This window comes from Corynebacterium gallinarum, from assembly GCF_014837045.1.
Taxonomy (GTDB): Bacteria; Actinomycetota; Actinomycetes; order Mycobacteriales; family Mycobacteriaceae; genus Corynebacterium; species Corynebacterium gallinarum.
Genome location: NZ_JACSPR010000001.1, coordinates 435,956 through 457,765, shown reverse-complemented (window position 1 = coordinate 457,765; position 21,810 = coordinate 435,956). Strand labels below are relative to the sequence as shown.

The 21,810-nt window shown below is 62.7% G+C and carries 19 protein-coding genes; 9 read left to right on the top strand and 10 right to left on the bottom strand.

Translation table 11 applies throughout. The features are described 5' to 3' along the window. Window positions 1-297 precede the first annotated feature (297 nt). The 4 genes from H9627_RS01985 (at window position 298) to H9627_RS01970 (ending at window position 4,103) form a co-directional block, all read left to right on the top strand. The gene (locus tag H9627_RS01985) at window positions 298-1,341 is read left to right on the top strand and encodes a TRAP transporter substrate-binding protein (protein WP_191732338.1); all 1,044 of its coding nucleotides are present in this window, start codon (window positions 298-300) and stop codon (window positions 1,339-1,341) included. Further along, complete coding sequence (locus H9627_RS01980; RefSeq protein WP_191732337.1) at window positions 1,338-1,916, top strand: TRAP transporter small permease; 579 nt, start codon at window positions 1,338-1,340, stop codon at window positions 1,914-1,916. Before H9627_RS01985 ends, H9627_RS01980 begins: the two co-directional genes overlap by 4 nt. Beyond that, entirely contained in the window at window positions 1,916-3,232 is a 1,317-nt protein-coding gene (locus H9627_RS01975; RefSeq protein WP_191732336.1) for a TRAP transporter large permease, read from the top strand. Before H9627_RS01980 ends, H9627_RS01975 begins: the two co-directional genes overlap by 1 nt. 310 nt (window positions 3,233-3,542) lie before the next feature. Further along, window positions 3,543-4,103: a CAP domain-containing protein gene (locus tag H9627_RS01970; protein WP_191732335.1), complete on the top strand. Its 561-nt coding sequence runs from the start codon at window positions 3,543-3,545 to the stop codon at window positions 4,101-4,103. 279 nt (window positions 4,104-4,382) lie between these two features. Here H9627_RS01970 and H9627_RS01965 read toward each other — a convergent pair whose 3' ends face one another. From H9627_RS01965 to H9627_RS01960, 3 genes are all read right to left on the bottom strand, one after another. Then, window positions 4,383-6,146, bottom strand: a complete 1,764-nt coding sequence (locus H9627_RS01965; RefSeq protein ID WP_318247739.1) for a lamin tail domain-containing protein — start codon at window positions 6,144-6,146, stop codon at window positions 4,383-4,385. A 6-nt stretch (window positions 6,147-6,152) separates the two neighbouring features. Beyond that, complete coding sequence (locus tag H9627_RS14150) at window positions 6,153-6,362, bottom strand: lamin tail domain-containing protein (protein WP_225213353.1); 210 nt, start codon at window positions 6,360-6,362, stop codon at window positions 6,153-6,155. 199 nt (window positions 6,363-6,561) lie between these two features. Next, on the bottom strand, window positions 6,562-7,554 hold the full coding sequence (locus H9627_RS01960; protein ID WP_191732334.1) for a hypothetical protein: 993 nt from the start codon (window positions 7,552-7,554) through the stop codon (window positions 6,562-6,564). A 397-nt stretch (window positions 7,555-7,951) separates the two neighbouring features. On the opposite strand from H9627_RS01960, the gene H9627_RS01955 reads away from it, so the two are divergent. Both H9627_RS01955 and H9627_RS01950 read left to right on the top strand, forming a co-directional pair. After that, window positions 7,952-8,227 (top strand): three-helix bundle dimerization domain-containing protein, encoded by a 276-nt coding sequence (locus tag H9627_RS01955; protein ID WP_191732333.1) that lies wholly within the window; start codon window positions 7,952-7,954, stop codon window positions 8,225-8,227. Window positions 8,228-8,323: 96 nt separating this feature from the next. Further along, on the top strand, window positions 8,324-8,917 hold the full coding sequence (locus H9627_RS01950) for a metallophosphoesterase (RefSeq protein WP_191732332.1): 594 nt from the start codon (window positions 8,324-8,326) through the stop codon (window positions 8,915-8,917). 182 nt (window positions 8,918-9,099) lie between these two features. On the opposite strand, the gene aceA is transcribed toward H9627_RS01950, so the two are convergent. Next, window positions 9,100-10,395, bottom strand: a complete 1,296-nt coding sequence (aceA, locus tag H9627_RS01945) for an isocitrate lyase (protein WP_191732331.1) — start codon at window positions 10,393-10,395, stop codon at window positions 9,100-9,102. Between the two features lie 513 nt (window positions 10,396-10,908). Here aceA and glcB point away from each other — a divergent pair. After that, on the top strand, window positions 10,909-13,113 hold the full coding sequence (glcB, locus tag H9627_RS01940) for a malate synthase G (RefSeq protein WP_191732330.1): 2,205 nt from the start codon (window positions 10,909-10,911) through the stop codon (window positions 13,111-13,113). Window positions 13,114-13,240: 127 nt separating this feature from the next. Here the strand turns inward: glcB and H9627_RS01935 are convergent, their stop codons facing one another. Beyond that, window positions 13,241-14,005: an aldose epimerase family protein gene (locus H9627_RS01935; protein WP_191732329.1), complete on the bottom strand. Its 765-nt coding sequence runs from the start codon at window positions 14,003-14,005 to the stop codon at window positions 13,241-13,243. A gap of 148 nt (window positions 14,006-14,153) precedes the next feature. Between H9627_RS01935 and H9627_RS01930 the strand changes: the two genes are divergently transcribed. Further along, on the top strand, window positions 14,154-15,173 hold the full coding sequence (locus H9627_RS01930; protein WP_191732328.1) for a bile acid:sodium symporter family protein: 1,020 nt from the start codon (window positions 14,154-14,156) through the stop codon (window positions 15,171-15,173). Between the two features lie 310 nt (window positions 15,174-15,483). Continuing rightward, complete coding sequence (gene thpR / locus H9627_RS01925; protein WP_191732327.1) at window positions 15,484-16,041, top strand: RNA 2',3'-cyclic phosphodiesterase; 558 nt, start codon at window positions 15,484-15,486, stop codon at window positions 16,039-16,041. Between the two features lie 20 nt (window positions 16,042-16,061). Here thpR and H9627_RS01920 read toward each other — a convergent pair whose 3' ends face one another. From H9627_RS01920 to H9627_RS01900, 5 genes are all read right to left on the bottom strand, one after another. Further along, the gene (locus tag H9627_RS01920) at window positions 16,062-17,534 is read right to left on the bottom strand and encodes a dipeptide ABC transporter ATP-binding protein (protein WP_191732326.1); all 1,473 of its coding nucleotides are present in this window, start codon (window positions 17,532-17,534) and stop codon (window positions 16,062-16,064) included. Further along, window positions 17,485-18,246, bottom strand: a complete 762-nt coding sequence (locus tag H9627_RS01915; RefSeq protein WP_225213413.1) for an ABC transporter permease — start codon at window positions 18,244-18,246, stop codon at window positions 17,485-17,487. Before H9627_RS01915 ends, H9627_RS01920 begins: the two co-directional genes overlap by 50 nt. A gap of 128 nt (window positions 18,247-18,374) precedes the next feature. Further along, window positions 18,375-19,310 (bottom strand): ABC transporter permease, encoded by a 936-nt coding sequence (locus tag H9627_RS01910; protein ID WP_191732325.1) that lies wholly within the window; start codon window positions 19,308-19,310, stop codon window positions 18,375-18,377. Beyond that, window positions 19,307-20,863, bottom strand: coding sequence for an ABC transporter substrate-binding protein (locus H9627_RS01905; RefSeq protein WP_191732324.1), 1,557 nt, complete (start codon window positions 20,861-20,863; stop codon window positions 19,307-19,309). Before H9627_RS01905 ends, H9627_RS01910 begins: the two co-directional genes overlap by 4 nt. Window positions 20,864-21,014: 151 nt before the next feature. Continuing rightward, window positions 21,015-21,728 (bottom strand): GntR family transcriptional regulator, encoded by a 714-nt coding sequence (locus H9627_RS01900; RefSeq protein WP_191732323.1) that lies wholly within the window; start codon window positions 21,726-21,728, stop codon window positions 21,015-21,017. Window positions 21,729-21,810 lie beyond the last annotated feature (82 nt).

The following is a 21,810-nucleotide window of genomic DNA, read 5'->3' as shown; positions in this document are numbered from 1 at the left end:
GCGGTTCGTCGACAAGCATCCGGACAACAACGGCGCGCCGAATGATCACATCTAACCCTGAATTGGGGTGGGGGCTGTATTAATTCAGTTTCCCCTCTGTTAACCTCTCTCTAATCAATGGTCATTCCATATCTGCATCTGTGCACGTCACGGTGTGGTTGACGTGGCAAGTAGAGCCATTGGTCCATGCGGTCATATGTTGTGGCGGGACAGGGACATGGTTGATCATCATGATCGATTCGGTGTGCACCTCCCGGTCTTCTCCCCAACATCCCCGAACGATTTGGAGAAGCCCCTATGCGAACCCGCGCTCCCGCAGTGGCCAGCCTGCTGGTGATAGCCAGCCTCGGACTGTCGTCCTGCGCAGATCTCGGTGGTCTTGATCTGGAGTCAGTTGGTGATGAGGGAAAAACCACCTACATCAAACTGGCCCTGAACCAGGCTGAGACCCACCCCAGTTACATTGCCCTGGAGAACCTCTCGAGCCGTTTCGAGGAGGCCACCGACGGCCGCTGGAAGATCGAGGTGTTCCCGAATGAACAACTCGGCTCCCAGCAGGAGGTCCTCCAGTTCGTGAAATCCGGTGCCATCGAGATGGCCATCGTGTCCGGCACGCAGCTGGAGAACATGAACAAGGACTTCCAGGTTCTCAACATGCCCACCACCTTCAGCTCCATCGACCACCAGATGACTGTCATCCGCGACCAGGACCTCATGGAACCGCTATTCCAGTCCCTGGCGGAGTCTGACAACATCTCGGTCATCGGCGGTTTCACCCAGGGCACCCGCAATCTCTACACCACCGATGGGGCAGTGGTGACCCCCGCCGACCTGTCCGGGAAGAAGGTCCGCGTCCAGGAATCGGCCATGCACATCCGCATGATCGAGCTCATGGGTGGCTCCGCCACACCATTGTCCTATGGCGAGGTCTATACCGCCATGCAGTCCGGTGTCCTTGACGGCGCGGAGAACAACGAGGTCAGTTACGTCACCCAGAACCACCACGAGGTGGCGCCCTTCCACAGCAACACCGAACACCTCGTCGGGCTCGACTACATGGTCATGCGCCACGATCTGCTCGAGGCCATGGAGGCGACTGACCGGGAGCTCTTCCTGGAGGAATGGGATGCTGCGATGATCGAACACACCGGTCTGTGGAACACCCAGACCGAGGCTGCCTTCGAGCGTGCCGAGGCCGCCGGGGTGGAATTCGTCCAGGTCGATGAACAGGCCTTCGCCGAGGCGCTCGCCCCCCTCCGCGATGAATTCCTCACCAGCGACTTCCAGCGTGACCTCTTCGAGGCCGTGCGTGCCGCCGACACCGGGGAGGAAACACCATGACCGCGCTGAAAGCCACCCTCACCAGAGTCCTCGGCGTGGTCAGTGTCATCCTCTTCGCCGTGCTGGTGTGCGTGACCGTGTGGCAGGTGTTCACCCGCCAGGTGCTCCACAGTCCCTCCACCTGGTCGGAGGAATTGTCCAAGATCCTGTTCGTGTGGCTCGCCTTCACCGGTTCCGCATTTCTCTTCGGCGAACGTGGACATATCGCCGTCGACTTCATCGCCCGCAAGCTTCCCGTCTCCGCCCAGCGGATACTGCAAGTCATCGTGCAGATCGTCATCATCGTCTTCGCGGTGCTCGCCATGATCTGGGGTGGCTACCTCGCCGCCTCCATCGCCTGGAACCAGCAGATGACGGCGCTGCCACTGACCCTGGGATGGGTCTATGTGATCATCCCGATCGCCGGTGTGTTCATCGCCTCCTTCGCGGTGGTGGATCTCATCGCCGTGGCCACCGGTCGCGAGCCCGCCTATCCGGTGATCGACGAGGGGGAGGAACCCATCCACATGGACCAACTCGCAGGGCACGACCCCGCCCACCCTGATGCCGTCTCCCCTGAGAGGAGGGACTCCTGATGCTGTCCCCAGCACTTGTGGCCGCCCTGATCCTCCTGATCGGCATCGTGGTCCTCATCATCGCCTCCGTGCCGGTGGCCATCGCCATCGGCCTGCCGTCACTGTTCGCGGCCATGGCCGTGCTCGGCCCGGAGAATGCCGCCCAGGCGGTCACCCAGCGCATGTTCACCGGCACCAACTCCTTCACCCTCCTGGCCATCCCCTTCTTCGTGCTGGCAGGATCCCTGATGAACTCCGGTGGCATCGCCACCAGGCTTATCGACGCCGCCAAGGTTCTGGTCGGTCGCATGCCCGCGTCACTGGCCAACACCAACATCGCCGCCAACGGCATGTTCGGTGCGGTCTCCGGTGCGGCCGTCGCCGCAGCCTCGGCCGTGGGTACCGTCATGACCCCACGGATGCGGGAGGAGGGCTACTCCCGGCCGTATTCGGCCGCAGTCAACGTCGCCTCCGCCCCGGCCGGGATGCTCATCCCGCCGTCCAACACCTTCATCGTCTACTCCCTGGTGTCCTCCACCTCGATCGCCGCACTGTTCATGGCCGGTGTCGGACCGGGTCTGCTGTGGCTGCTGGCCGTGGCGATCGTGGGCACGCTGCTGGCACGGAGGGAAAACTACCAGCGGGCCGTTGATCATCCAAGCTTCGCCCAGGCGATGCGGATCATCTGGCGTGCCGTTCCCTCCCTCCTGATGATCTTCATCGTTGTCGGCGGCATCCTCCTCGGTTGGTTCACCCCGACCGAATCCGCCGCCATCGCGGTGGTTTACTGCCTCGTCCTCGGTTTCGCCTACCGGGCCATCAGTGTGCGGGATCTGCCCGATATCCTGCTCAAGGCCACCCGAACCACCTCGATCGTGATGATGCTGATCGCGGTGTCCTCGGCACTGTCCTGGGTCATGGCGTTCGCCCGCATCCCTCAGATGATCTCCGAGGCGCTGCTGGCGGTGTCCGACTCGAAGGTGGTCATCCTGTTCATCATGATGGTCATCCTCATGCTGATCGGCACGGTCATGGACCCGACCCCGGCGATCCTCATCTTCGTGCCGATCTTCCTGCCGGTGGTGACGGAACTGGGCGTGGATCCGGTGCATTTCGGTGCCATGGTCGTGATGAACCTGTCGGTCGGTGTCATCACACCACCCGTGGGCAATGTGCTCTTCGTGGGTTCCCAGGTGGCGGGCCTCCGCGTGGAAACGGTTATCGGACGTCTGTGGCCGTTCTTGGGCGCGATCCTCATCGCGCTGTTCCTGGTGGTGTTCATTCCACAGATCTCCATGTGGCTGCCCACCGTCATGGGTCTGGTGAGCGCAGGATAGCCCGCACCGCACCGCCTCGCTGGTGGGTTACTTAATAGCAACTGAGGCCGGGCCTCCCGTATGGGAGGCCCGGCCTCAGTTTTGTCATGGACACCATCGCCGACCTTCGAAGGCATTGGTAGTACATGTGACGATAATCTCACAACTATATAAGAGGCAAATAAACATGGCTTTACCTGGATAAATGTTTTTCTTAGCTTGATCGAGACAGTCTATAAGACTTACTATGCTTTTACTTATACAAAACTCAGACTAGGCTTAAATTGGTTAAGGAAACATCCTCAGGAAATAAACCGAACAGGAGAAGAGCATGTTCCACTCCACAGCCAAGAAGCTCGGAGCTTTTGCCGCGACCACCCTCATCGCCGCCACCGCCATTCAGGGTGCAGTCATCGCCCCCGCACACGCCTTCAGCTCATCAGGAATGGGTACCAGTGTCATCAGGGAGGTTGCACAGCCTGTCGCCGGTGCCCCCTACGCTGAGCCGGTGCACATCTCCTCCGATGAGGCCTACGTCTTCGGATTGATCAATGACTACCGCGCCGAGAACGGTATCGGTGCCATCTCCTATGACACTGGATTCGCCAACGGTGCAGCTCAGTGGGCCCAGTACCTCGTCGACCAGGGCCGCGGACCGGCCCATCCCACCGGTACGAACTTCTTCGAGAATGTCGCCTACGCGGGCTCGCTCGATCAGGCTGTGGCCGTCTGGAAGACCTCCCCCGCCCACAATGACAACCTGCTGGACAGACGCATCACCCACGCCGGCATCGGCATCGCACAGCAGTCCAACGGCGCCTACATGGTGGTCTTCCGCGGACTGTGGGAGCCGGCCAACGCAGTGAACAGCAAGGGCGCTCCTAGCTGGTAAGCCGAGATGGGGAAACCAAGGGGTTTCTAAGAATTCTCACCCTAAGAAATGTCAGGGTCTTTCCCCAGAATCTTGCTCTGGCATCATTCTTGTCCCCGAATTATAAGAAGTTCACGTGTTCACCTATTGGTGAGGATCTCGATCCTGGGAACCGTCCTCTCCTGACATCATCCTGAGTATTTTCATTAAGCTCGCCGCAGAGATAACAATGAGCAGAGCCCCGGGCGGCCACGATTACACGTGGAGGCCCGGGGCTTCTTGCTGTGCCCGCGGGTGCTATCAGAGGCGGACGTAGGCTTTCAGCGTCGGAAAGGCAGCGAGGATCTGCTCGAGGATTCCTCCCAGGACACCGAAGATGCCCATGATGCCGAGCGCACCGGTGGTCAATGTGCCCAGGGCGCTTCCTGCGGCGAAACCGCTGGCGGAACCAGTGGAGGAACCGGTCGCGGAACCGGAAGGTGCGCGGTCCTCATCAACCGGCGCCCCGTCGGTCTCGCATTCGACCGTGTCCACGATCTCCTGCGCGGACCGCAGGCTGATGCCCTCGGAGACGGAATCGTCGGCCCACAGGTGGCTGACGTAGGTGTTTCTCACACCGTCGATGCACTCGCCATCGGCGGTGTAGGAGGCATAACCCTCGTTGGCGAAGTTACCCAGGTTGGCGGGACGGGCGTAGATGTTGTCATCCGTGGACACCAGCTCGGTGCCGTTCGAGGTGAGGAACTGTGAGGCTCCCTCACAGACCTCATCGCACAGGACATGCAGCTGGCGGGTGGTGGCGTTGTAATCCATCGCCATGACGCCCTGGAATTCAGACTGGAAGGTCTGGATGTGGGCAGGGGCCTCGGCGCCGAGATCCACGACAATGACCTCTCCGGTGCCCTCGACACCGACGGCGAAAATGGAGCCCTCCAGGTGGACGATGGTTTCCAGACCGGAGTTCGCCCCGATGACACCGGTGAACTCAGACAGGTTCCACTCGTCGGTGGCGGTGAGCAAGCCGGAGGTGCCGGTCGGTGCGTCGAAACGCAGGACGGACGGGCGGGAAGCGGTCTTGTTGTCGTTGTTGCGCTCGGTGGCCAGGTAGATGGAACCGTCGGCGGTGACGGCAATGCCCTCGCCGTCCGAGGTACCGGTGCCCTCCGGGTAGGTGACCTGCCAGTGGCCGGCCGGGGTGTAGGTGTCGGTGTCCACATCGTGGTCGAGGGCGTAGATATCGCCCGCATCATTGTTGACCACCCAGGCGCGACCGTTGGTGTCGAAATCCGCTCCCGACATGTCCTCTACAACAAAGGCCTCACCGAGCTTGAGGTCGGTGACCGGAATGGTGTGGAACGGCAGCTGGGTGGTGGCGATCTCATCGCGTTCACCTGCAGGCACGTTGATGCCGTTCCTGGTGGACTCACCGGTGACAGCCCACTCGGGGTCCTGTCCGGTGAAGCGGCCCCAGGTGGTTTCGGCATGCCCATTCCAACCGAAGGAGTCGACGATACGTCCGTCGGCGTCGAAGAGGGTGACGGAGTCGTTGCCACCCAGGCCGAAACCGCCGGTGTCCTCGGTGTAGAAGGAGATGTACCCACCGGATTCCACGATGGTGCCCGCCGGGATGTAGTACGGGGCGTGGGTCGGGTCATCATCCACGAAGGACCATCCGGAGATGTCGTAGGAGTTGACGGTGTCGGTGTTGTACAGCTCGATCCAGTCGCCGACGGGATCACCGTTGGATTCGATCTCATTGAGGATGATCGGGTGCGCACCCTCCGCCGTGGCAGCGGTGTTGGGGGCATTCCTGGTGGGCTGCCCGGTGACTGCGAACTGGCCGGTCATGTCCGGGATCCGGCCCCAGGTGGTGGCGGCGTGTCCGGACCACTCGGTGAAATCGACCTGGTTGCCATCGGCATCGAACAGCGTGATGGAATCATTCCCGCCCAGACCGAAACCGTTGTCGGGGTCGACATCGGTATAGAAGGAGAGGTAATCACCCGGCTGCAGGATGGTGTTGGCCGGAATCACCTGCGGGGCGTGGTCGGGATCGTCATCCACGAAGGACTAGCCGGAGATATCAACGGCCACCTTGCCGGTGTTGACCAGTTCAAACCAGTCACTCACCTCGTCGCCGTTGGATTCAACCTCGTTGATGACAACGGGGGAGGTTGCGCCGGCAGGCTGGGCCAGTGCGGGCAGTGGGGACACGGAGGTCAGGGTGGTAAATGCCATGGCCGTGGCCATGGTAAGGGCAATCAGGGGACGCTTGGTCACGTTCGCGCTACTTTCACAACACGCCCCTGGGAGGTTGACATGCACCCCGGGGGCCATATTTTCGTCGGACACACGAACGGTAGGTATATCAGGTGAGCGTCCCGTGAGATCAGGATGAACAGCTGATGAAAACGTCAGCCAGCCGATCTGGGGATGGTAACCGGGTGTTTCCTCATATATAAGGAGAGAAAAACCAGGGTCAGCCCGCGCTCTCATCCCCGAAGGCGGTGACCGCCACCGTGTCGCCGCGCAGCAGGTTCTCCACCTGGTGTGAGGCCTCGAGCACCACATCCCACCGGAACGCCGGTGACAGCGGGTGGGTCGAGATGTAGCTGTTGGACCAGGCGGTGTTGCCGGTGCGGTCGGGGAGTCCGAGTCGGGCGAGCGCGATGTAGGTGGCGGCCTCGGACTCCTGGATGCGCAGTTTGCCGGAGGGGACGGGGTCACCGGCCCAGAACTGCGGGTGGTAGCCGGTGAAGATCTCCGCCACGCACCTGATGATCTCCGGAACCTGGTTCTCACCGAGTTCCTCCGAGATCTGGATGTGGTACCAGCAGGTCTTCTCATCCATGAGGGGGAAGGGTTTATCCCCGGCCTCAGGCGTGTTCACCACATCGCAGAAGCCCAGTTTGCTCCGGGTGTTGCGGGTGACCACAATGCCGTTCTTCCACAGGTTGCCCAGCATCTGGATCGCGCGTTCCGCGTTGCCCGGCCCGGTGAACTCCTTATAGATGAGGGTGTCCTCCGTCGCCGAGCCCAGCCGGTTGCGCCACAGGGCCTGGTTTTCCTGGAAGTCGGGGGCGGTGGCCTCCGGATCCTCCGAGGCGACATCGGAGCGCAGGTAGAAGATCTCGATCTGGGGGATGGCCACCATGAGTGGGTGGGCGGACTCCACGGGATGGAAGCCGAAGGAGCGCCATTCCGAGTCGCTGCGCACCTCCAGGTCGGTGGCCATCTCTGCGAGCGCGTTGAAGTCCTGTGCCTGCATGACGGGGGAGCTTGTCGACGGGCTCCCCGAGGAGTCCGCGAACTGGAGGGCCTCCAGCAACTGGATGGACAGGGATGCCGCCTGCTTGGTGGTCAGGTTGGGGAGACTGCGCACAACCTCCACGATGAACTGCTCCACCCGCCCGCGGGAGGAGGGGTCCTGCTCCCGGCGGATGCGGTCGATGGTGGTTTCGAAGGCGTGCATACCATCTCCTGTCACTTAAAAAGGTCGTGGCCATCTGTCTGGCGTATTGCCAGCCAGCTTAGGTCCCACTCCCGGGAAGTGGGTTGAAACCCGTGTCAGGGCAGTAATATTCATTCCCGGGGGTGATGGTGATCACCTTACTTTGTTTTAGTGATTAGCACATCATCCCACCCACATAAAGGGGCCCTGAGCTGCATGTTTGTCTATCTAGCCATCTGAATGTTTATTTTCGAACGGCCAATAGGGAGGGGGTAGGCGGTAAATGGTCCACCCCAAACTCGCCGACAGTTCATATTCGGTTCTTGTATATTGCTCTTAGATGAACTAAAGTTAACGTTAGGTAAACAGCCGGGGGTTGGAAAGTGAACTCCCCTCGGACGAAGAAAGGATTACGACAATGGCTACCAAGACCACCGCACTCCGCGCGATCAAGACCGATCCGCTGTGGAGCGTCCGCGAGGACCTGCATGCACGCTTCGACGGCCTCGTCGAGCCTCATCTCGTCGACAGGGTTCTCGATTCAATCGCCACGAACCGTGACGCGAAGATCACGGTCTTCAGCAAGATCTTCATCGAGAGGGAGGCCACCGCCGCCCTCCAGACCATGGCGGGGACCGTCGACGGAGGCCTCCTGGACTTCATCGCCCTCAACCGTGGCGGCATGGCTGCATAGACACATACGCCACACCGACGTGGGCGGGGACACCATCATGGTGTCCCCGCCCCTTCGCGTGTCTACGCCGGTTACCGAGATGGCTAAACTGGCCACATGGTTACGACGTGGTTCACCTCCGACCTTCACCTGGGGCACCGCTTCCTCGCCGAGCTGCGCGGATTCCCCACCACGGACGCGCATGATGAGGTGGTCCTCGGCAACCTCACGGCCGCCGTGCGGCCGGGGGACACCCTCTGGGTGCTCGGGGACCTGTCCAGCGGACGGTCGGAGGCCGAGGAGCAGGCGCTGATGCTTATCGACGAACAGCTCCCCGGCATCACCAAGCACCTGGTTCCGGGTAATCACGACTCCTGCCACCCGCTCTTCCGCAACGCCTACAAACGCCAACGCCGCTTTCTTGAGGTCTTTGACTCCGTCCAGGCCTTCCAGAAGATGAGGTGGGACGGCGAGGATGTCTATCTGAGTCACTTCCCGCGTCCCGGGCAGGACCATGTGGGCATGCCCTCGCGCTATGACGATCTGCGTCTCACCGTTCCCCATCTGATCCACGGTCATCTCCACTCGACCTTCCCCGTGACGGGGCGGGGCCAGGTGGATGTGGGTGTCGAGGCATGGGGTCTGAAACCGGTGCCGCAGGAGATCCTGCAGGAAACCCTGTGGGGGTCACTGTCCCGCTTTCCTGATTGACAGTGACAACCTGCGCCATCGGAGGAGGCGTCGACAAGCCTGGGGACATGGAAACACCGCACGCCCCGCCTGCGAGGAGGTGGCGGGGCGTGCGGTGTGGAGATGGCCGGGATGCACAAAAGGAGTACTGGAGTGCAGAGCAGCGGTGCCGTCAGGCCATACGGCACCGCATCAGCTGGTTCCTAGTGGAACTGGCCCTCTTCGGTGGAACCCTTCAGCGCGGTGGTGGAGGAGTTCGGGTCAACGGTGGTGGCGATGGTGTCGAAGTAGCCGGCGCCAACCTCACGCTGGTGCTTGACGGCGGTGAAGCCGCGCTCCTCAGCTGCCTTGAACTCACGGTTCTGCAGGTCGACGAAGGCGGTCATGCCTTCACGGGCGTAGCCGTGTGCCAGATCGAACATGCCGTAGTTGAGGGAGTGGAAACCAGCCAGGGTGATGAACTGGAACTTGAAGCCCATGGCGCCCAGTTCCTTCTGGAACTTGGCGATCTCATCTGCATCCAGGTGTGCGGACCAGTTGAAGGACGGGGAGCAGTTGTAGGACAGCAGCTGGTCCGGGAACTCGCTGCGGACGCCCTCGGCGAACTTCTTGGCCAGTGCGAGGTCAGGGGTGCCGGTCTCCATCCAGATCATGTCTGCGTAGGGAGCGTAGGACTTTGCACGTGCGATGCAGGGCTCCAGGCCCGGCTTGACGTGGTAGTAACCCTCGGCGGTGCGCTCGCCGGTGATGAAGGGAACGTCGCGCTCATCAACGTCAGAGGTGATCAGGGTGGCGGCCTCTGCGTCGGTACGGGCGATGACGACGGTCGGGGTGTCGGCGACGTCAGATGCCAGGCGGGCGGAGTTCAGGGTGCGGATGTGCTGCTGGGTCGGGATGAGGACCTTGCCACCGAGGTGGCCGCACTTCTTCTCAGAGGCGAGCTGATCCTCCCAGTGGGTGCCGGCGGCACCGGCGTTGATCATGGCCTTCTGCAGCTCGTAGACGTTGAGGGCGCCACCGAAGCCGGCCTCACCGTCAGCGACGATCGGAACGAGCCAGTTCTCCACGGAGGTGTCACCCTCGACGCGGGAGATCTCGTCGGCGCGCAGCAGAGCGTTGTTGATGCGGCGGACAACGTTGGGGACGGAGTTTGCCGGGTAGAGGGACTGGTCGGGGTAGGTGTGACCGGAGAGGTTGGCGTCACCTGCGACCTGCCAACCGGACAGGTAGACAGCCTTCAGACCGGCGCGGACCTGCTGGACAGCCTGGTTGCCGGTGAGGGCGCCCAGTGCGTTGATGTAGTCGTCGCCCTCTGCGGAAACTGCATCCCAGAGGATCTCGGCGCCGCGCTTTGCGAGGGTGTGCTCCTCGACGACGTTGCCCTGGAGCTCTGCAACCTGCTCAGCGGTGTAGTCGCGGGTGATTCCGTTCCAGCGTGGGTTGGTGTCCCAATCCTGCTGGATTTCCTGTGCGGTACGTGGCGTTCCAACGTTTGACATCTAAGAGTCACTTCCTTCTTGGTGCTGTAAGGCGCATTCGGTAGAGGTGCCGTCCTGCACACTGTGTGATGTGAATCCCCCACAACGTGGTGAGTGATTCACAGCCTGTGTTCCGGTGGCGTGCTTCACACATTGCTTCATCAGGCATGGGTCCGTCAACGGATTTGGGTTTTTAAGTTTTGCGCGGGGGTAGTCACCCCTTTTGTGAAGTTTGCAAAGGATCATCTCCACAACCTTCCCCGTGATCCTCGTCACTAGTACGTTTGTACTGGGGAAACCTCCGGCGGGGAGGATTTGCCACTTCACGTGCATCTTCGGAAAAACTGTAGCGATCGAGCTGGTGTGACCAAACAAAAGCGGGGGTAGCGTCAAGGTAAAGTTCGCAAACCCATTGGCAAGGTGATGGCTATCACTTAACCTGGTCACATCGCCAGTTCCCCCCTGGGGCACAGCGAGGGCCTCCCCCGATAGGTGCCCGCATACACCCGATCTCTTGCTTCGAAGGAGCTTTGCATGAACCATCAGCAGATTGACGCCGCTGACAAGACCGAACGCGTGACCGTCGGTGGAATGCAGGTGGCGAAAGTCCTCCGCGACTTCCTCACCGAGTCCGTTCTGCCACGGGTGGGTGTGGATGCCGAGCGTTTCTGGAATGGTTTCGGGGACATCGTCCGTGACATGACCCCACGCAACCGTGAACTGCTCGCCCGCCGCGATGAGCTGCAGGCCCAGCTCGACGAGTACTACCGTGAGAACCCGGGTAAGCCGGATCCGGAGAAGTACGAAGCCTTCCTCCGCGAGATCGGCTACCTCGTCGATGAGCCCGCACCGGCTGAGATCCGCACCCAGAACATCGATTCCGAGATCGCCACCACAGCCGGCCCCCAGCTGGTGGTCCCGATCCTCAACGCCCGTTTCGCCCTCAACGCCGCCAACGCACGCTGGGGTTCCCTCTACGATGCCCTCTACGGCACCAACGCCATCCCGGACGAGGACGGCGCCGAGCGTGGCGCGGAGTACAACCCGGTCCGCGGCCAGAAGGTCATCCAGTGGGGTCGCGACTTCCTCGACGCCGTTCTGCCCCTCGACGGTGCGAGCCACGCCGACGTGGAGAAGTACAACATCACCGACGGCAAGCTGGCCGCCCATGTCAATGACGGTGTCTACCGCCTCAAGGACCGGGACGCCTACCTCGGGTTCACCGGGTACTTCCAGGACCCCACCTCCATCCTGCTGCAGAACAACGGCCTCCACATCGAGCTGCAGATCGATCCGACCCACCCCATCGGCAAGGAGGACAAGACCGGCCTGAAGGACATCATCCTCGAATCCGCCATCACCACCATCATGGACTTCGAGGACTCCATCGCGGCTGTCGACGCGGAGGACAAGACCCTCGGCTACCGCAACTGGTTCGAGCTCAACACCGGTGAACTGACCGAGGAGGTGGCCAAGGGCGACCGCACCTTCACCCGCAAGCTCAACGATGACCGCGTGTTCATCGGCAAGAACGGCGCGGAGCTCACCCTGCACGGACGTTCCCTGCTGTTTGTCCGCAATGTCGGTCACCTCATGACCAACCCCGCGATCCTCGTTGACGGTGAGGAGATCTACGAGGGCATCATGGATGCCATCATCACCACGGTCTGTGCGATCCCGGGCATCGCCCCGCAGAACAAGAGGAAGAACTCCCGCAAGGGCTCCATCTACATTGTGAAGCCGAAGCAGCACGGCCCGGAGGAGGTCGCCTTCACCAACGAGCTCTTCACCCGCGTGGAGGATCTGCTCGACCTGCCACGCCACACCCTCAAGGTCGGTGTCATGGACGAGGAGCGTCGCACCTCCGTCAACCTGGATGCCTGCATCATGGAGGTCGCCGACCGACTGGCCTTCATCAACACCGGCTTCCTGGACCGCACCGGCGATGAGATCCACACCTCCATGGAGGCCGGCGCCATGGTCCGCAAGGCCGACATGCAGACCGCACCGTGGAAGCAGGCCTACGAGGACAACAACGTCGACACCGGTATCCAGCGCGGACTCCCGGGCAAGGCGCAGATCGGCAAGGGCATGTGGGCCATGACCGAACTGATGGGGGAGATGCTGGAGAAGAAGATCGGCCAGCCCCGCGAAGGTGCCAACACCGCCTGGGTTCCGTCCCCGACGGGTGCCACCCTCCACGCCACCCACTACCACCGCGTCGATGTGTTCAAGGTTCAGGATGAGCTGCGTGCCGCCGGCCGCCGCGAGTCCCTGCGCAAGATCCTCGATGTTCCGGTCGCCGCCGACACCAACTGGACCGACGCCGAGAAGCGTGAGGAACTGGACAACAACTGTCAGTCCATCCTGGGTTATGTCGTCCGCTGGGTTGAGCAGGGCGTTGGTTGTTCCAAGGTCCCGGACATCCACGACATCGACCTCATGGAGGACCGCGCCACCCTGCGCATCTCCTCCCAGATCCTGGCCAACTGGCTGCGCCACAGTGTGGTCTCCGAGGAGCAGGTCATCGAGTCGCTGGAGCGCATGGCCGTGGTCGTCGATGAGCAGAACGCCGGTGATCCGAACTACCTGAACATGGCACCGAACTTCGCCGAGTCCATTGCCTTCCAGGCCGCCCGCGACCTGATCCTCAAGGGCACCGAGTCCCCGGCCGGTTACACCGAGCCGATCCTGCATGCCCGTCGCCGCGAGTTCAAGGAACTCCACGGCATCAAGTAAGACCTCCCAGGGCACCAGCAGTGGCGATCCCACCCCTGGTGCCCTGATGCTGTAAGGCAGACAAAGAGCAGGTGGCCACCCCACTACCCATGGGGTGGCCACCTGCTTTTCATGCCCGGAGTGGTGACTAGTTCTTCGGGGTCACCTTCACCTCCATGCCGATGCTGATGGAATCACCGGGTTCGACCTCGACACCCTTGAGGTCCTGGCCCAGCAGGGCGGGTTCGACGCAGACGAAGTCACGCCACTCGCCATCGCCCAGGTCGTCGATGGAGGCGCCCTTCTCGGCGCCGGGGTTCCACACCACCGTCGCGTCATGACCACGGCCGATGACCTCGATGGTGCGGGAGCCATCGTCGATAAGCATATCTGGTGAACCGAGCACCACGCGGTCGTACAGGCCGTCGAATGTGATGGGCCCGTCCTGGGTGGTGATCTCGTCGGTGAGGCGGTCGAGGATCTCCGTGCCCTCTGCGCCGGTGACGGTGGTCTTCTCCGCATCGGCGACGCGGAAATAGGGGTGGAAGGCGAGCTGGACGATTTCCGTCATGTCCGATTTGTTGGTCAGGCCGAGGTTCATCTCAAAACCCAGTTCGGTGCGCCAGAGCGTCAACTGCAGCTCCAGGCCCTCGTGGACCAGGCCGGCACTGATCTGGTCACCCTCCATGACCTCCCACTCGGTGGTGTGCGCCCAACCGTGCTGGGGCTCCTTGCCCAGCAGCGTGCCGAACCACGGTGCAACAAGCGGGACGCCACCACGGATGGCATTTCCCTCACCAAATTTACTTCTCGAGCTGAGGAACAAAACCTCCCCGGAGTTGAAATCAACCGAGGTCAGGTGGGCTCCCACTGGGGACAGTGTGAATGGGCCGGAAGTGATGAGATCAGTCATAGTGCCAATGGTAGACACGAATCGCCTCCGGCGTTTTGAATGACTAAACTATGTGCAGCCACACACCAGGGCAGTATTCCCCCTTTCTCTGTGCCCACCCATCAGCACGGTCTTTCCCCCTCAGAACCCATGCTTTGGAGTGGTCTTCATGACTCATGTCCCGTCCGGACACATTTCCCCCACGCCCGTCCCCGATCCCGCCGGGGAGGAGAAGGAGAACCGGTCCGCCACACTCATCGTGGTGGCGTTCCCCGCCTTCATCCTCATCGGCGCCATCGCGGCGTTCCTGTTCCCGGCGACCTTTGCGCCGCTGACGAACTACATCAATCTCTTCCTCACCATCATCATGTTCACCATGGGCCTGACCCTGACAGTCCCGGATTTCCAGATGGTGCTCAAGCGCCCGCTGCCGGTGTTCATCGGTGTGGTCGCGCAGTTTGTGATCATGCCGGTCCTGGCGGTGCTGGTGGCCAAGATGATGGGTCTGAACCCGGCGCTGGCGGTCGGACTGCTCATGCTCGGTTCGGTGCCAGGTGGTACCTCCTCCAATGTCATTGCGTTCCTGTGCCGCGGTGACGTTGCCCTGTCAGTGACCATGACGTCCGTATCCACGATGGTCTCACCGATCATGACCCCGATACTCATGCTCCTGCTCTCCGGCACCGCCACCGAGGTGGACGGCGCGGGCATGGCGTGGTCGCTGGTGCAGACCGTGTTGCTGCCGGTGATCATCGGCCTGACACTGCGCGTGTTCCTCAACCGGTGGATCAACCGCATCATGCCGGTGCTGCCGTGGCTGTCCATCCTGGGCATCGGCGGTGTTGTTTTCGGGGCGGTGGCCAACAACGCGGAGCGCCTGCTCTCCGTCGGGTTCATCGTCTTCGTCGCTGTCATTGTGCACAATGTGCTGGGGTACATGCTCGGTTACTACACCGGTCGTCTGTTCCGCTTCAGTGAGCCGGCCAACCGCACCATGGCCATTGAGATCGGTACGCAGTCCGCTGGTCTGGCCTCCGGTATGGCGGGCCGGTTCTTCAGCCCCGAGGCGGCGCTCCCCGGTGCGGTGGCCGCGGTGGTGCACAATATCACCGGCGCGGTCTACACCGCGATCGTGCGCAACCGCCCCATGGAGCCGGTTGCGGTACCCGAGAAGGTTGCGGTCGGCTGACCGGTTGCTTGTCGACGCCTCCCTCCCATCGCCATGGCCGGGGTAGTGGGTGTACAAAGACGATTTTGGGTCTATGATGATCTGCAATGATGAACGCACATGATTTCGAAGCTCAGGTCGAGTACCTGAACCAGATCTTCGAGGTGTCCGAGGAACACGTGTTATCCCCTGACATTCTTCTGCAGATCACGTCCTCCTAGCAGTCTTCCTCCCACCGGCACCCGGTGGTTCGGCACCCCGACATCCACGCATGGATGTCGGGGTGCCGTTGTTCATTTCCGGTAGATGGAACCCCCGCTATCATGGGCACATGAGACTGTTCGCCGCGATCACACCGCCCCCGGAGGTCACAGAACACCTGGTCCGGACCCTGCGTCCGCTCCACGGCGAACTCCGTTGGGGGGACCCCGACAACTGGCATATCACCCTGGCCTTCTACGGGGAGCAGCCCGATGGTGCGGTGGAGGACCTGGTTGACCACCTGAGTGTGGCCGCACGGATGAATGAGGATTTCACCATCCGGCTCAAGGGTGCGGGGTCCTTCAACAACAAGAATCTGTGGATGGGCATCGGCGGGGATACCCGCGCGCTGCGCGCACTCATGGCCGACTGTCTGCTGGACCCGTCGGAACGCAAGCGGCAACGCGCGCACCTCACCGTCGCCCGGCCCTCCCAGCGCATGCGGATCCGGGGGTGGGATCCGGTGATCCCCGACCTGGTGCGGGCCCTGGCTGTCTACGAGGGCCCCGACTGGCATGTCAGCGAGATCGAACTGGTCTCCTCGGAACTGGGCAAGGGCCGCAGTGGGGGACCCCTGCATGACACGGTGGCCACATTGTCGCTGGCATCCGCCGGGCGGTTTGTCTGACCTGGTGTTCACGGGCAGGCTTAGAGCCGGGGAACCGCCTCCAGGAGGGTCCGGGTGTAGTCATGCTGCGGATCGGCGTAGACCTCATCCACCCGTCCGCGTTCGATGATCCGGCCCTGATCCATCACCACCACGCTGGTGCACACGTGCCGGACCACGGCGAGATCATGGGAGACGAACACCAGGGTGATGCCGTATTCCGCCACAAGGTCGGCCAGGAGGTCGAGGACCTGTTTGCGCACGGAGACATCCAGGGCGGAGACGGGTTCGTCGGCAAGCAGGATCGCCGGTTTCGGGCCCAGGGCCCGGGCGATGGAGATGCGTTGACGCTGCCCACCGGAGAATTCATGCGGGTAGCGGCCCAGCACCTCCGGTCCCAGCCCCACCTCACCGAGCACCTCCACCACACGGGCATGCTTCTGTGCGGCCGACCACCCGATGAGTGGTTCGGCGACGATATCGGCAATGCGCATCCGGGGATTGAGACTGGAGAGGGGATCCTGGAACACCATCTGAGTTCCGCCCTGAACCCGGACGGTGCCGGAGGTCGGCTCATCCAGGCCGGCCAGCAGTTTCAGCAGGGTGGTTTTGCCGGAGCCGGACCCACCGACCACACCCAGCCGCTCACCGGAGCGGACCGTCACCGACACCGAGTCCAGCGCCGTCGTCTTCCGGAAGATCCTGCTGACCTCGTTGACCTCCACGACCGTCTCGCCGTAGTTCTCCACAATGACGGGGGTGTCCAGCCGGGAGGCGGACAGCAGGGTGCGGGTGTAGTCATGGGAGGGGGTCGCGAGCACCTCTGCCACCGGGCCGCGTTCGACGATCCGGCCCTGCTGCATCACCATCACCCGCTGGCAGGTGCGGGCCACCAGGCCGAGATCATGGGTGATGAACAACAGGGAGGTACCCCGCTGGTCCGCCAGGCGCAGCAACAGGTCGATGATCTGCTGCTGCACCGTGACATCGAGTGCGGTGGTGGGTTCATCGCAGATGAGCACATCCGGGTTGTTCACCATCGCCATGGCGATCAGGGCGCGCTGGCGCTGACCACCGGAGAGCTCATGCGGGTAGGCACGTAGCGCCCGCTGCGGCAGGGCCACATCCTCCACCATCCGGGCGGTGCGCTCACGCGCCTCCCGCTTGCCCACACCGTGGATGCGCATGATCTCCTCGATCTGGCGACCCACCCGCATGAGCGGATTGAGGGCGGTCATGGGTTCCTGGAAGATCATGGTGATTTTCTTCCCACGGTGGGTCCAGGAGGGGATGCCGCTAACAAGCGTAGTGCCGGACCGCGGCAGGTCGGTCAACCCCATGATCGCCAGCGCCGTCAGGGTCTTACCCGACCCGGATTCACCGATCAGGCCCACCCGTTCGCCGGGTGCGATGGTGAAGGAGACATCCTTCACCAGGCCGTCACCGATGCTCAGATCGCTCACCTCAAGCACGGCCCACCTCACGTTTCGGGTCGGTGGCGTCACGCAGACCATCACCCAGCAGGTTGAATCCCAGCACCGTCACGGCGATGGCCACACCCGGCCACACCGCCAGCATGGGCGTGACCCCCAGGGAGGCCTGCGCGGTCTGCAACATCCGGCCCCAACTGGGATCCGGGGGAGGAGTGCCCAGCCCGAGGAAACTCAAAGCCGCCTCCGCGAGGATCGCCAGGGCGAAGGCCACCGACGCCTGGACGATGAGGATGCTGGTGATATTGGGCAACACATGGCGCACCGCGATGACCGGCGACGTGATTCCCGCGCTGCGGGCCGCCAGCACGAAATCCCGGCTCATCACCTGCAGGGTGCCGGCCCGGGCCACACGGGCGAAAGCGGGAATCCCGGCGACACCGATGGCCACCATCGCACTCAGCGTGGAGGCCCCGAACACCGCCCCGGACACGATCGCCAGCAACAGGGCGGGGAAGGCGAGCATGAGATCAGCCCCCCGCATGACAAAGGTCTCCACCCAACCCCGGCGCATACCGGCGAGTATGCCCAACGGGGTGCCGAGCAGACCGGCGATCGCCACGGCGACGAGCCCGACGAACAGGGTGATCCGGGACCCCGCCATGATCTGCGAGAACACATCACGCCCATAGCGGTCCGTACCGAACAGATGCGACCACGATGATCCCGCCAGCCGTTCCGACGGGTGGACCTGGATCGGGTCATAGGGGGTCCACACCACCGACACGATGGCCATGGCCACCACCGCGGCCACAATCCCGGCACCGATCCGGCCCGACAACGGCAGACGGGTGAACAGGGAGCGGGTGTTGTCTGCCGTGTTGACTGCCGTGTTGGCTGACTGCTGTTCCATAGCCATCCCGGTCACCTCCTGATCCTCGGGTCGAGCACCTGATAGAGCAGGTCCACCACCATGTTGACCACCAGCGTGAACACCACCAGCACCATGACGATGGACTGCACAGCCGTCAGGTCCCGGTTGGACACCGACTCCAGCAGCATCGACCCGATGCCCGGAAGGACAAACACCTGCTCGATCACCACAGCGCCGATGACCAGGGAGGTCAACTGCACCCCGGTCACCGTCAGCACCGGAAGCGCGGCATTGCGCAGACCATGCACACGCAGCGCCCGGCCCAGCGACATGCCCTTGGAGCGGGCGGTGCGCATGAAATCCTCACCCATCACATCCACCACGGCGGAACGGACATAGCGGGTGAGGATGGATGCCTGCACCGCCGTCAGGGCCAGCACCGGGAGGATGAGACGCTGCAGGAACCCGTCGAAGTCCTGGTTCGGTGGTATCCACCCGTTGGCCGGCAGCCAACCCAGTCCCACCGCGAACACGGAGACCAGCAGGATACCGGCGAGGAAACTGGGGATCGCGATGCCGATCTGACTGACCGCGGAGATCACCGCGCCACCGCGCCGGGCCGCCAACACACCCAGCGGTATGGCGATGAGCAGCGACAACACGATGGAACACCCCACCAGGATGAGACTGACCTGGAGACGGTCGATGATCAGCGGGGAGATATCCTGCCCTGAGCTCAGGGACGTTCCGAAGTTACCCGTGATCATCCCACCGATCCAGGACAGGTACTGGGCCACCAGGGGGCGGTCCGTGCCCAGCTGGGTCTGGAGCTGGGCGATGGCCTCCGGGGTGGCGGTGACACCGAGAGCGACGGCAGCCGGATCCCCGGGGATGACTCGGATGAGCAGGAAGATGATGATGCTGGCGATCCAGATGGTCACCAGGTACCGCACGAGGGTGATGGTGGTGGTTCTGGCGAGCGTCACGGTTGGACCTCCGACGGTTCGCTTCCCGATGGTTGGCTTCCCGACGGTGCCCGGCCGATGCTGCCCAGCGACAATGCCCCGGAGACCACATTGGGGTCCACGCCGGTGATGGCCGGGTCCATGACCACAATATTGGCCACATTCATCAGGGTGTTGGCCGCGGCCTGCTCCATGATGTTGTCCACCGCCTGGCGCATCAGTTCCACCTCATTGTCCGACTGGTCCGCCCGTGCCAGCAGCTCCTGGGTCGGTGCGTGCGAGAACCCCAGGTAGTAACCCTCACTGAACAGGGTCGGGACATCACGGGGTTCCACATGGGCGATCAGGGACATATCGTAATCCTTCTGACCCATCACCTGAGCCAACCACACGGCCGGGAACTCCGTGGATTCGATGACCGGATCAAAACCCACCTCCCGTAATTGGGCGTAGATGATCTCCGAGGCGTTCTGGGCATAGGGCAGGCTGGGGATGGATAGGGTCACCTCCACACCCACCGCGCCGGCCTCCTCCAGCAGTGCGCGTGCCCGGTCGGGGTCGTGGGGGTACAGGTCGGATTCCTCGAACCACGGGTCGGTCGGTGGGACCGGGACTCCGCCGGTGTCGGTGCCGTAGCCCTCCATGGCGGTGTCGATGACCGCCTGCCGATTGACCGCGAACATCACCGCCTGCCGTACCCGCACATCATCGAAGGGGGCGCGCTGGTTGTTCATGGACAGCAACAGCTCACCCTGGGTGGTGCCCACCGCAACCTCGTAATCATCCAGTACAGCCAGCTGCTCCGGTGCCTGCATGGCCCAGATCAGATCCACGTCCCCGCTCTGGAGTGCGTTGGTGGTGGCGGTGGCGTCACTGAAATAGCGGATGGTGGCGGCGTCGTTGGCGGGCGCGGAGCCCCAGTAGTCCGCGCGCGCGGCGAACCCGATCGCGCGCCCCACCGACCAGTGCGTCACCGTGTAGGGGCCGGTACCCACCGGGTCGGTCGCGAGCTTGTCGACGCCATCCGGACTCATCATCGCCCCGATGGCGGTACCCATGTTCCACAACCACTGATTCGACGGGCGGGAGAGCGTGACCTCCAGGGTGTGATCGTCGAGTGCCCGGGTGTGCTCCACCACGTTCATCCCGGCTTTCAGCCCATTCGTCCAGTCGGTCTGGACCCGGTCGATGGAGAATTTCGCACTGTCGGCAGTGAACGGAGAGCCGTTGCTGAACAGGACACCCTCGCGCAGGGTGAAGGTGTAGGTCAGGCGGTCCTCGGAGATCTCCCACCCAGTGGCCAGCCACGGTTCCACCTCGCCATCGGAGGTGATGCGCACCAGTCCCTCATACACATTCGTCATCAGGGCCTGGGGGATCGCGGCACCGGAGGTGTTGGTGAAATCCAGGGATGCCGGGGCGGAGGTGGTGGCCACCACGATGGAGGACTGATCCACTTCCGGTGGCACCTGGTAAGCGGTGGACCCGGCGGAACACCCCGCGGCACCCAGGCTGAGAGCCAGAAATAGGGTCACCAGACGCAGCAATGACACCTCGGGGCGCGCTCTCCTCATGAAGCAGAGGTTAGTCGGTGGGGTGGGCGAACATGTAAGGAGACCACCCCAGGTGCGTTTCTGCGGACACCCCCGCATGCGTATTGCGCACGGAGGGGTCGCATATAACATGTCAGCCGGCCGCGTCGGCGGTTCCCGACGCGGAAGGGGGCTATACCCCTGCCGTGTGCTGCTCCCAGATGACGTCAACATCACCCTCACCGGCCTTCTCCACCGCCTGTTCAAGGAGGAGCCTGCCGGTGACCTGCAGGTGTTCCCGCATGGACGCGCGGGCGATTTCCGCGGAACCGCGGCTGATCGCCTCCAGGATCGGTTCGTGTTCACGCAGGATATCGGCCAGGGTTCGCTTGGACCCCGCGGTGGATGCCCCCAATATCCTGGTATGTCCCCGCAGTTTCTCCACCAGCCCGGCACCACGTTGGGACTGCCCCATGATCATGATCTGCTCATGGAGGATGCGGTCGTGGACGAAGAATTCCTCCTCATCCTGCTTGTTCATGGAGGCGGTCATGCGGTCAACCGTCTCGTGGGCGGCGTGTAGCTGCTCGTCTGTTCGCAACAACGCGGCCCGGTAGGCGGCCGGCGGTTCGATGCCCAGCCGGAGTGCGAAGATCTCCGCAACATCGGACGGTTTGGTTTCCACGATCTGAAAGCCCCGGTTGCGGGTGAATTGGATCAGGCCGGCCTCCTCCAGGCGGAGGAGTGCGTCGCGTACGGGGGAGCGGGAGATGCCCAGCTGTTCGCTCAGCTGGTAGACGCTGTACCACTCACCGGTCACCATTGTTTTATCGAGCGTGGCATCCCGGACATAGTCCATGACCTGTTCAGTGAGTGAACGCTCGCGAAAGACCTTCCCTGCAGACATGTTCCTCAGTATCCCACATGCCCCGACCCGACCGACTAACATGTTACTGGCAGCACCATTTTGTTCTGATCCTGCTCCGTCG

What these genes read in the sequence shown, in the direction of transcription:
- H9627_RS01975 (WP_191732336.1), top strand. Translation starts at nt 1,916, where the DNA reads ATGCTGTCCCCAGCACTTGTGGCCGCCCTGATCCTCCTGATCGGCATC.
- H9627_RS01985 (WP_191732338.1), top strand. Translation starts at nt 298, where the DNA reads ATGCGAACCCGCGCTCCCGCAGTGGCCAGCCTGCTGGTGATAGCCAGC.
- H9627_RS01980 (WP_191732337.1), top strand. Translation starts at nt 1,338, where the DNA reads ATGACCGCGCTGAAAGCCACCCTCACCAGAGTCCTCGGCGTGGTCAGT.
- H9627_RS01955 (WP_191732333.1), top strand. Translation starts at nt 7,952, where the DNA reads ATGGCTACCAAGACCACCGCACTCCGCGCGATCAAGACCGATCCGCTG.
- H9627_RS01950 (WP_191732332.1), top strand. Translation starts at nt 8,324, where the DNA reads ATGGTTACGACGTGGTTCACCTCCGACCTTCACCTGGGGCACCGCTTC.
- glcB (WP_191732330.1), top strand. Translation starts at nt 10,909, where the DNA reads ATGAACCATCAGCAGATTGACGCCGCTGACAAGACCGAACGCGTGACC.
- H9627_RS01900 (WP_191732323.1), bottom strand. Translation starts at nt 21,728, where the DNA reads ATGTCTGCAGGGAAGGTCTTTCGCGAGCGTTCACTCACTGAACAGGTC.
- thpR (WP_191732327.1), top strand. Translation starts at nt 15,484, where the DNA reads ATGAGACTGTTCGCCGCGATCACACCGCCCCCGGAGGTCACAGAACAC.
- aceA (WP_191732331.1), bottom strand. Translation starts at nt 10,395, where the DNA reads ATGTCAAACGTTGGAACGCCACGTACCGCACAGGAAATCCAGCAGGAT.
- H9627_RS01930 (WP_191732328.1), top strand. Translation starts at nt 14,154, where the DNA reads ATGACTCATGTCCCGTCCGGACACATTTCCCCCACGCCCGTCCCCGAT.
- H9627_RS01970 (WP_191732335.1), top strand. Translation starts at nt 3,543, where the DNA reads ATGTTCCACTCCACAGCCAAGAAGCTCGGAGCTTTTGCCGCGACCACC.
- H9627_RS01920 (WP_191732326.1), bottom strand. Translation starts at nt 17,534, where the DNA reads ATGGTCTGCGTGACGCCACCGACCCGAAACGTGAGGTGGGCCGTGCTT.
- H9627_RS01905 (WP_191732324.1), bottom strand. Translation starts at nt 20,863, where the DNA reads ATGAGGAGAGCGCGCCCCGAGGTGTCATTGCTGCGTCTGGTGACCCTA.
- H9627_RS01935 (WP_191732329.1), bottom strand. Translation starts at nt 14,005, where the DNA reads ATGACTGATCTCATCACTTCCGGCCCATTCACACTGTCCCCAGTGGGA.
- H9627_RS01915 (WP_225213413.1), bottom strand. Translation starts at nt 18,246, where the DNA reads ATGGCCATCGTGTCGGTGGTGTGGACCCCCTATGACCCGATCCAGGTC.
- H9627_RS01960 (WP_191732334.1), bottom strand. Translation starts at nt 7,554, where the DNA reads ATGCACGCCTTCGAAACCACCATCGACCGCATCCGCCGGGAGCAGGAC.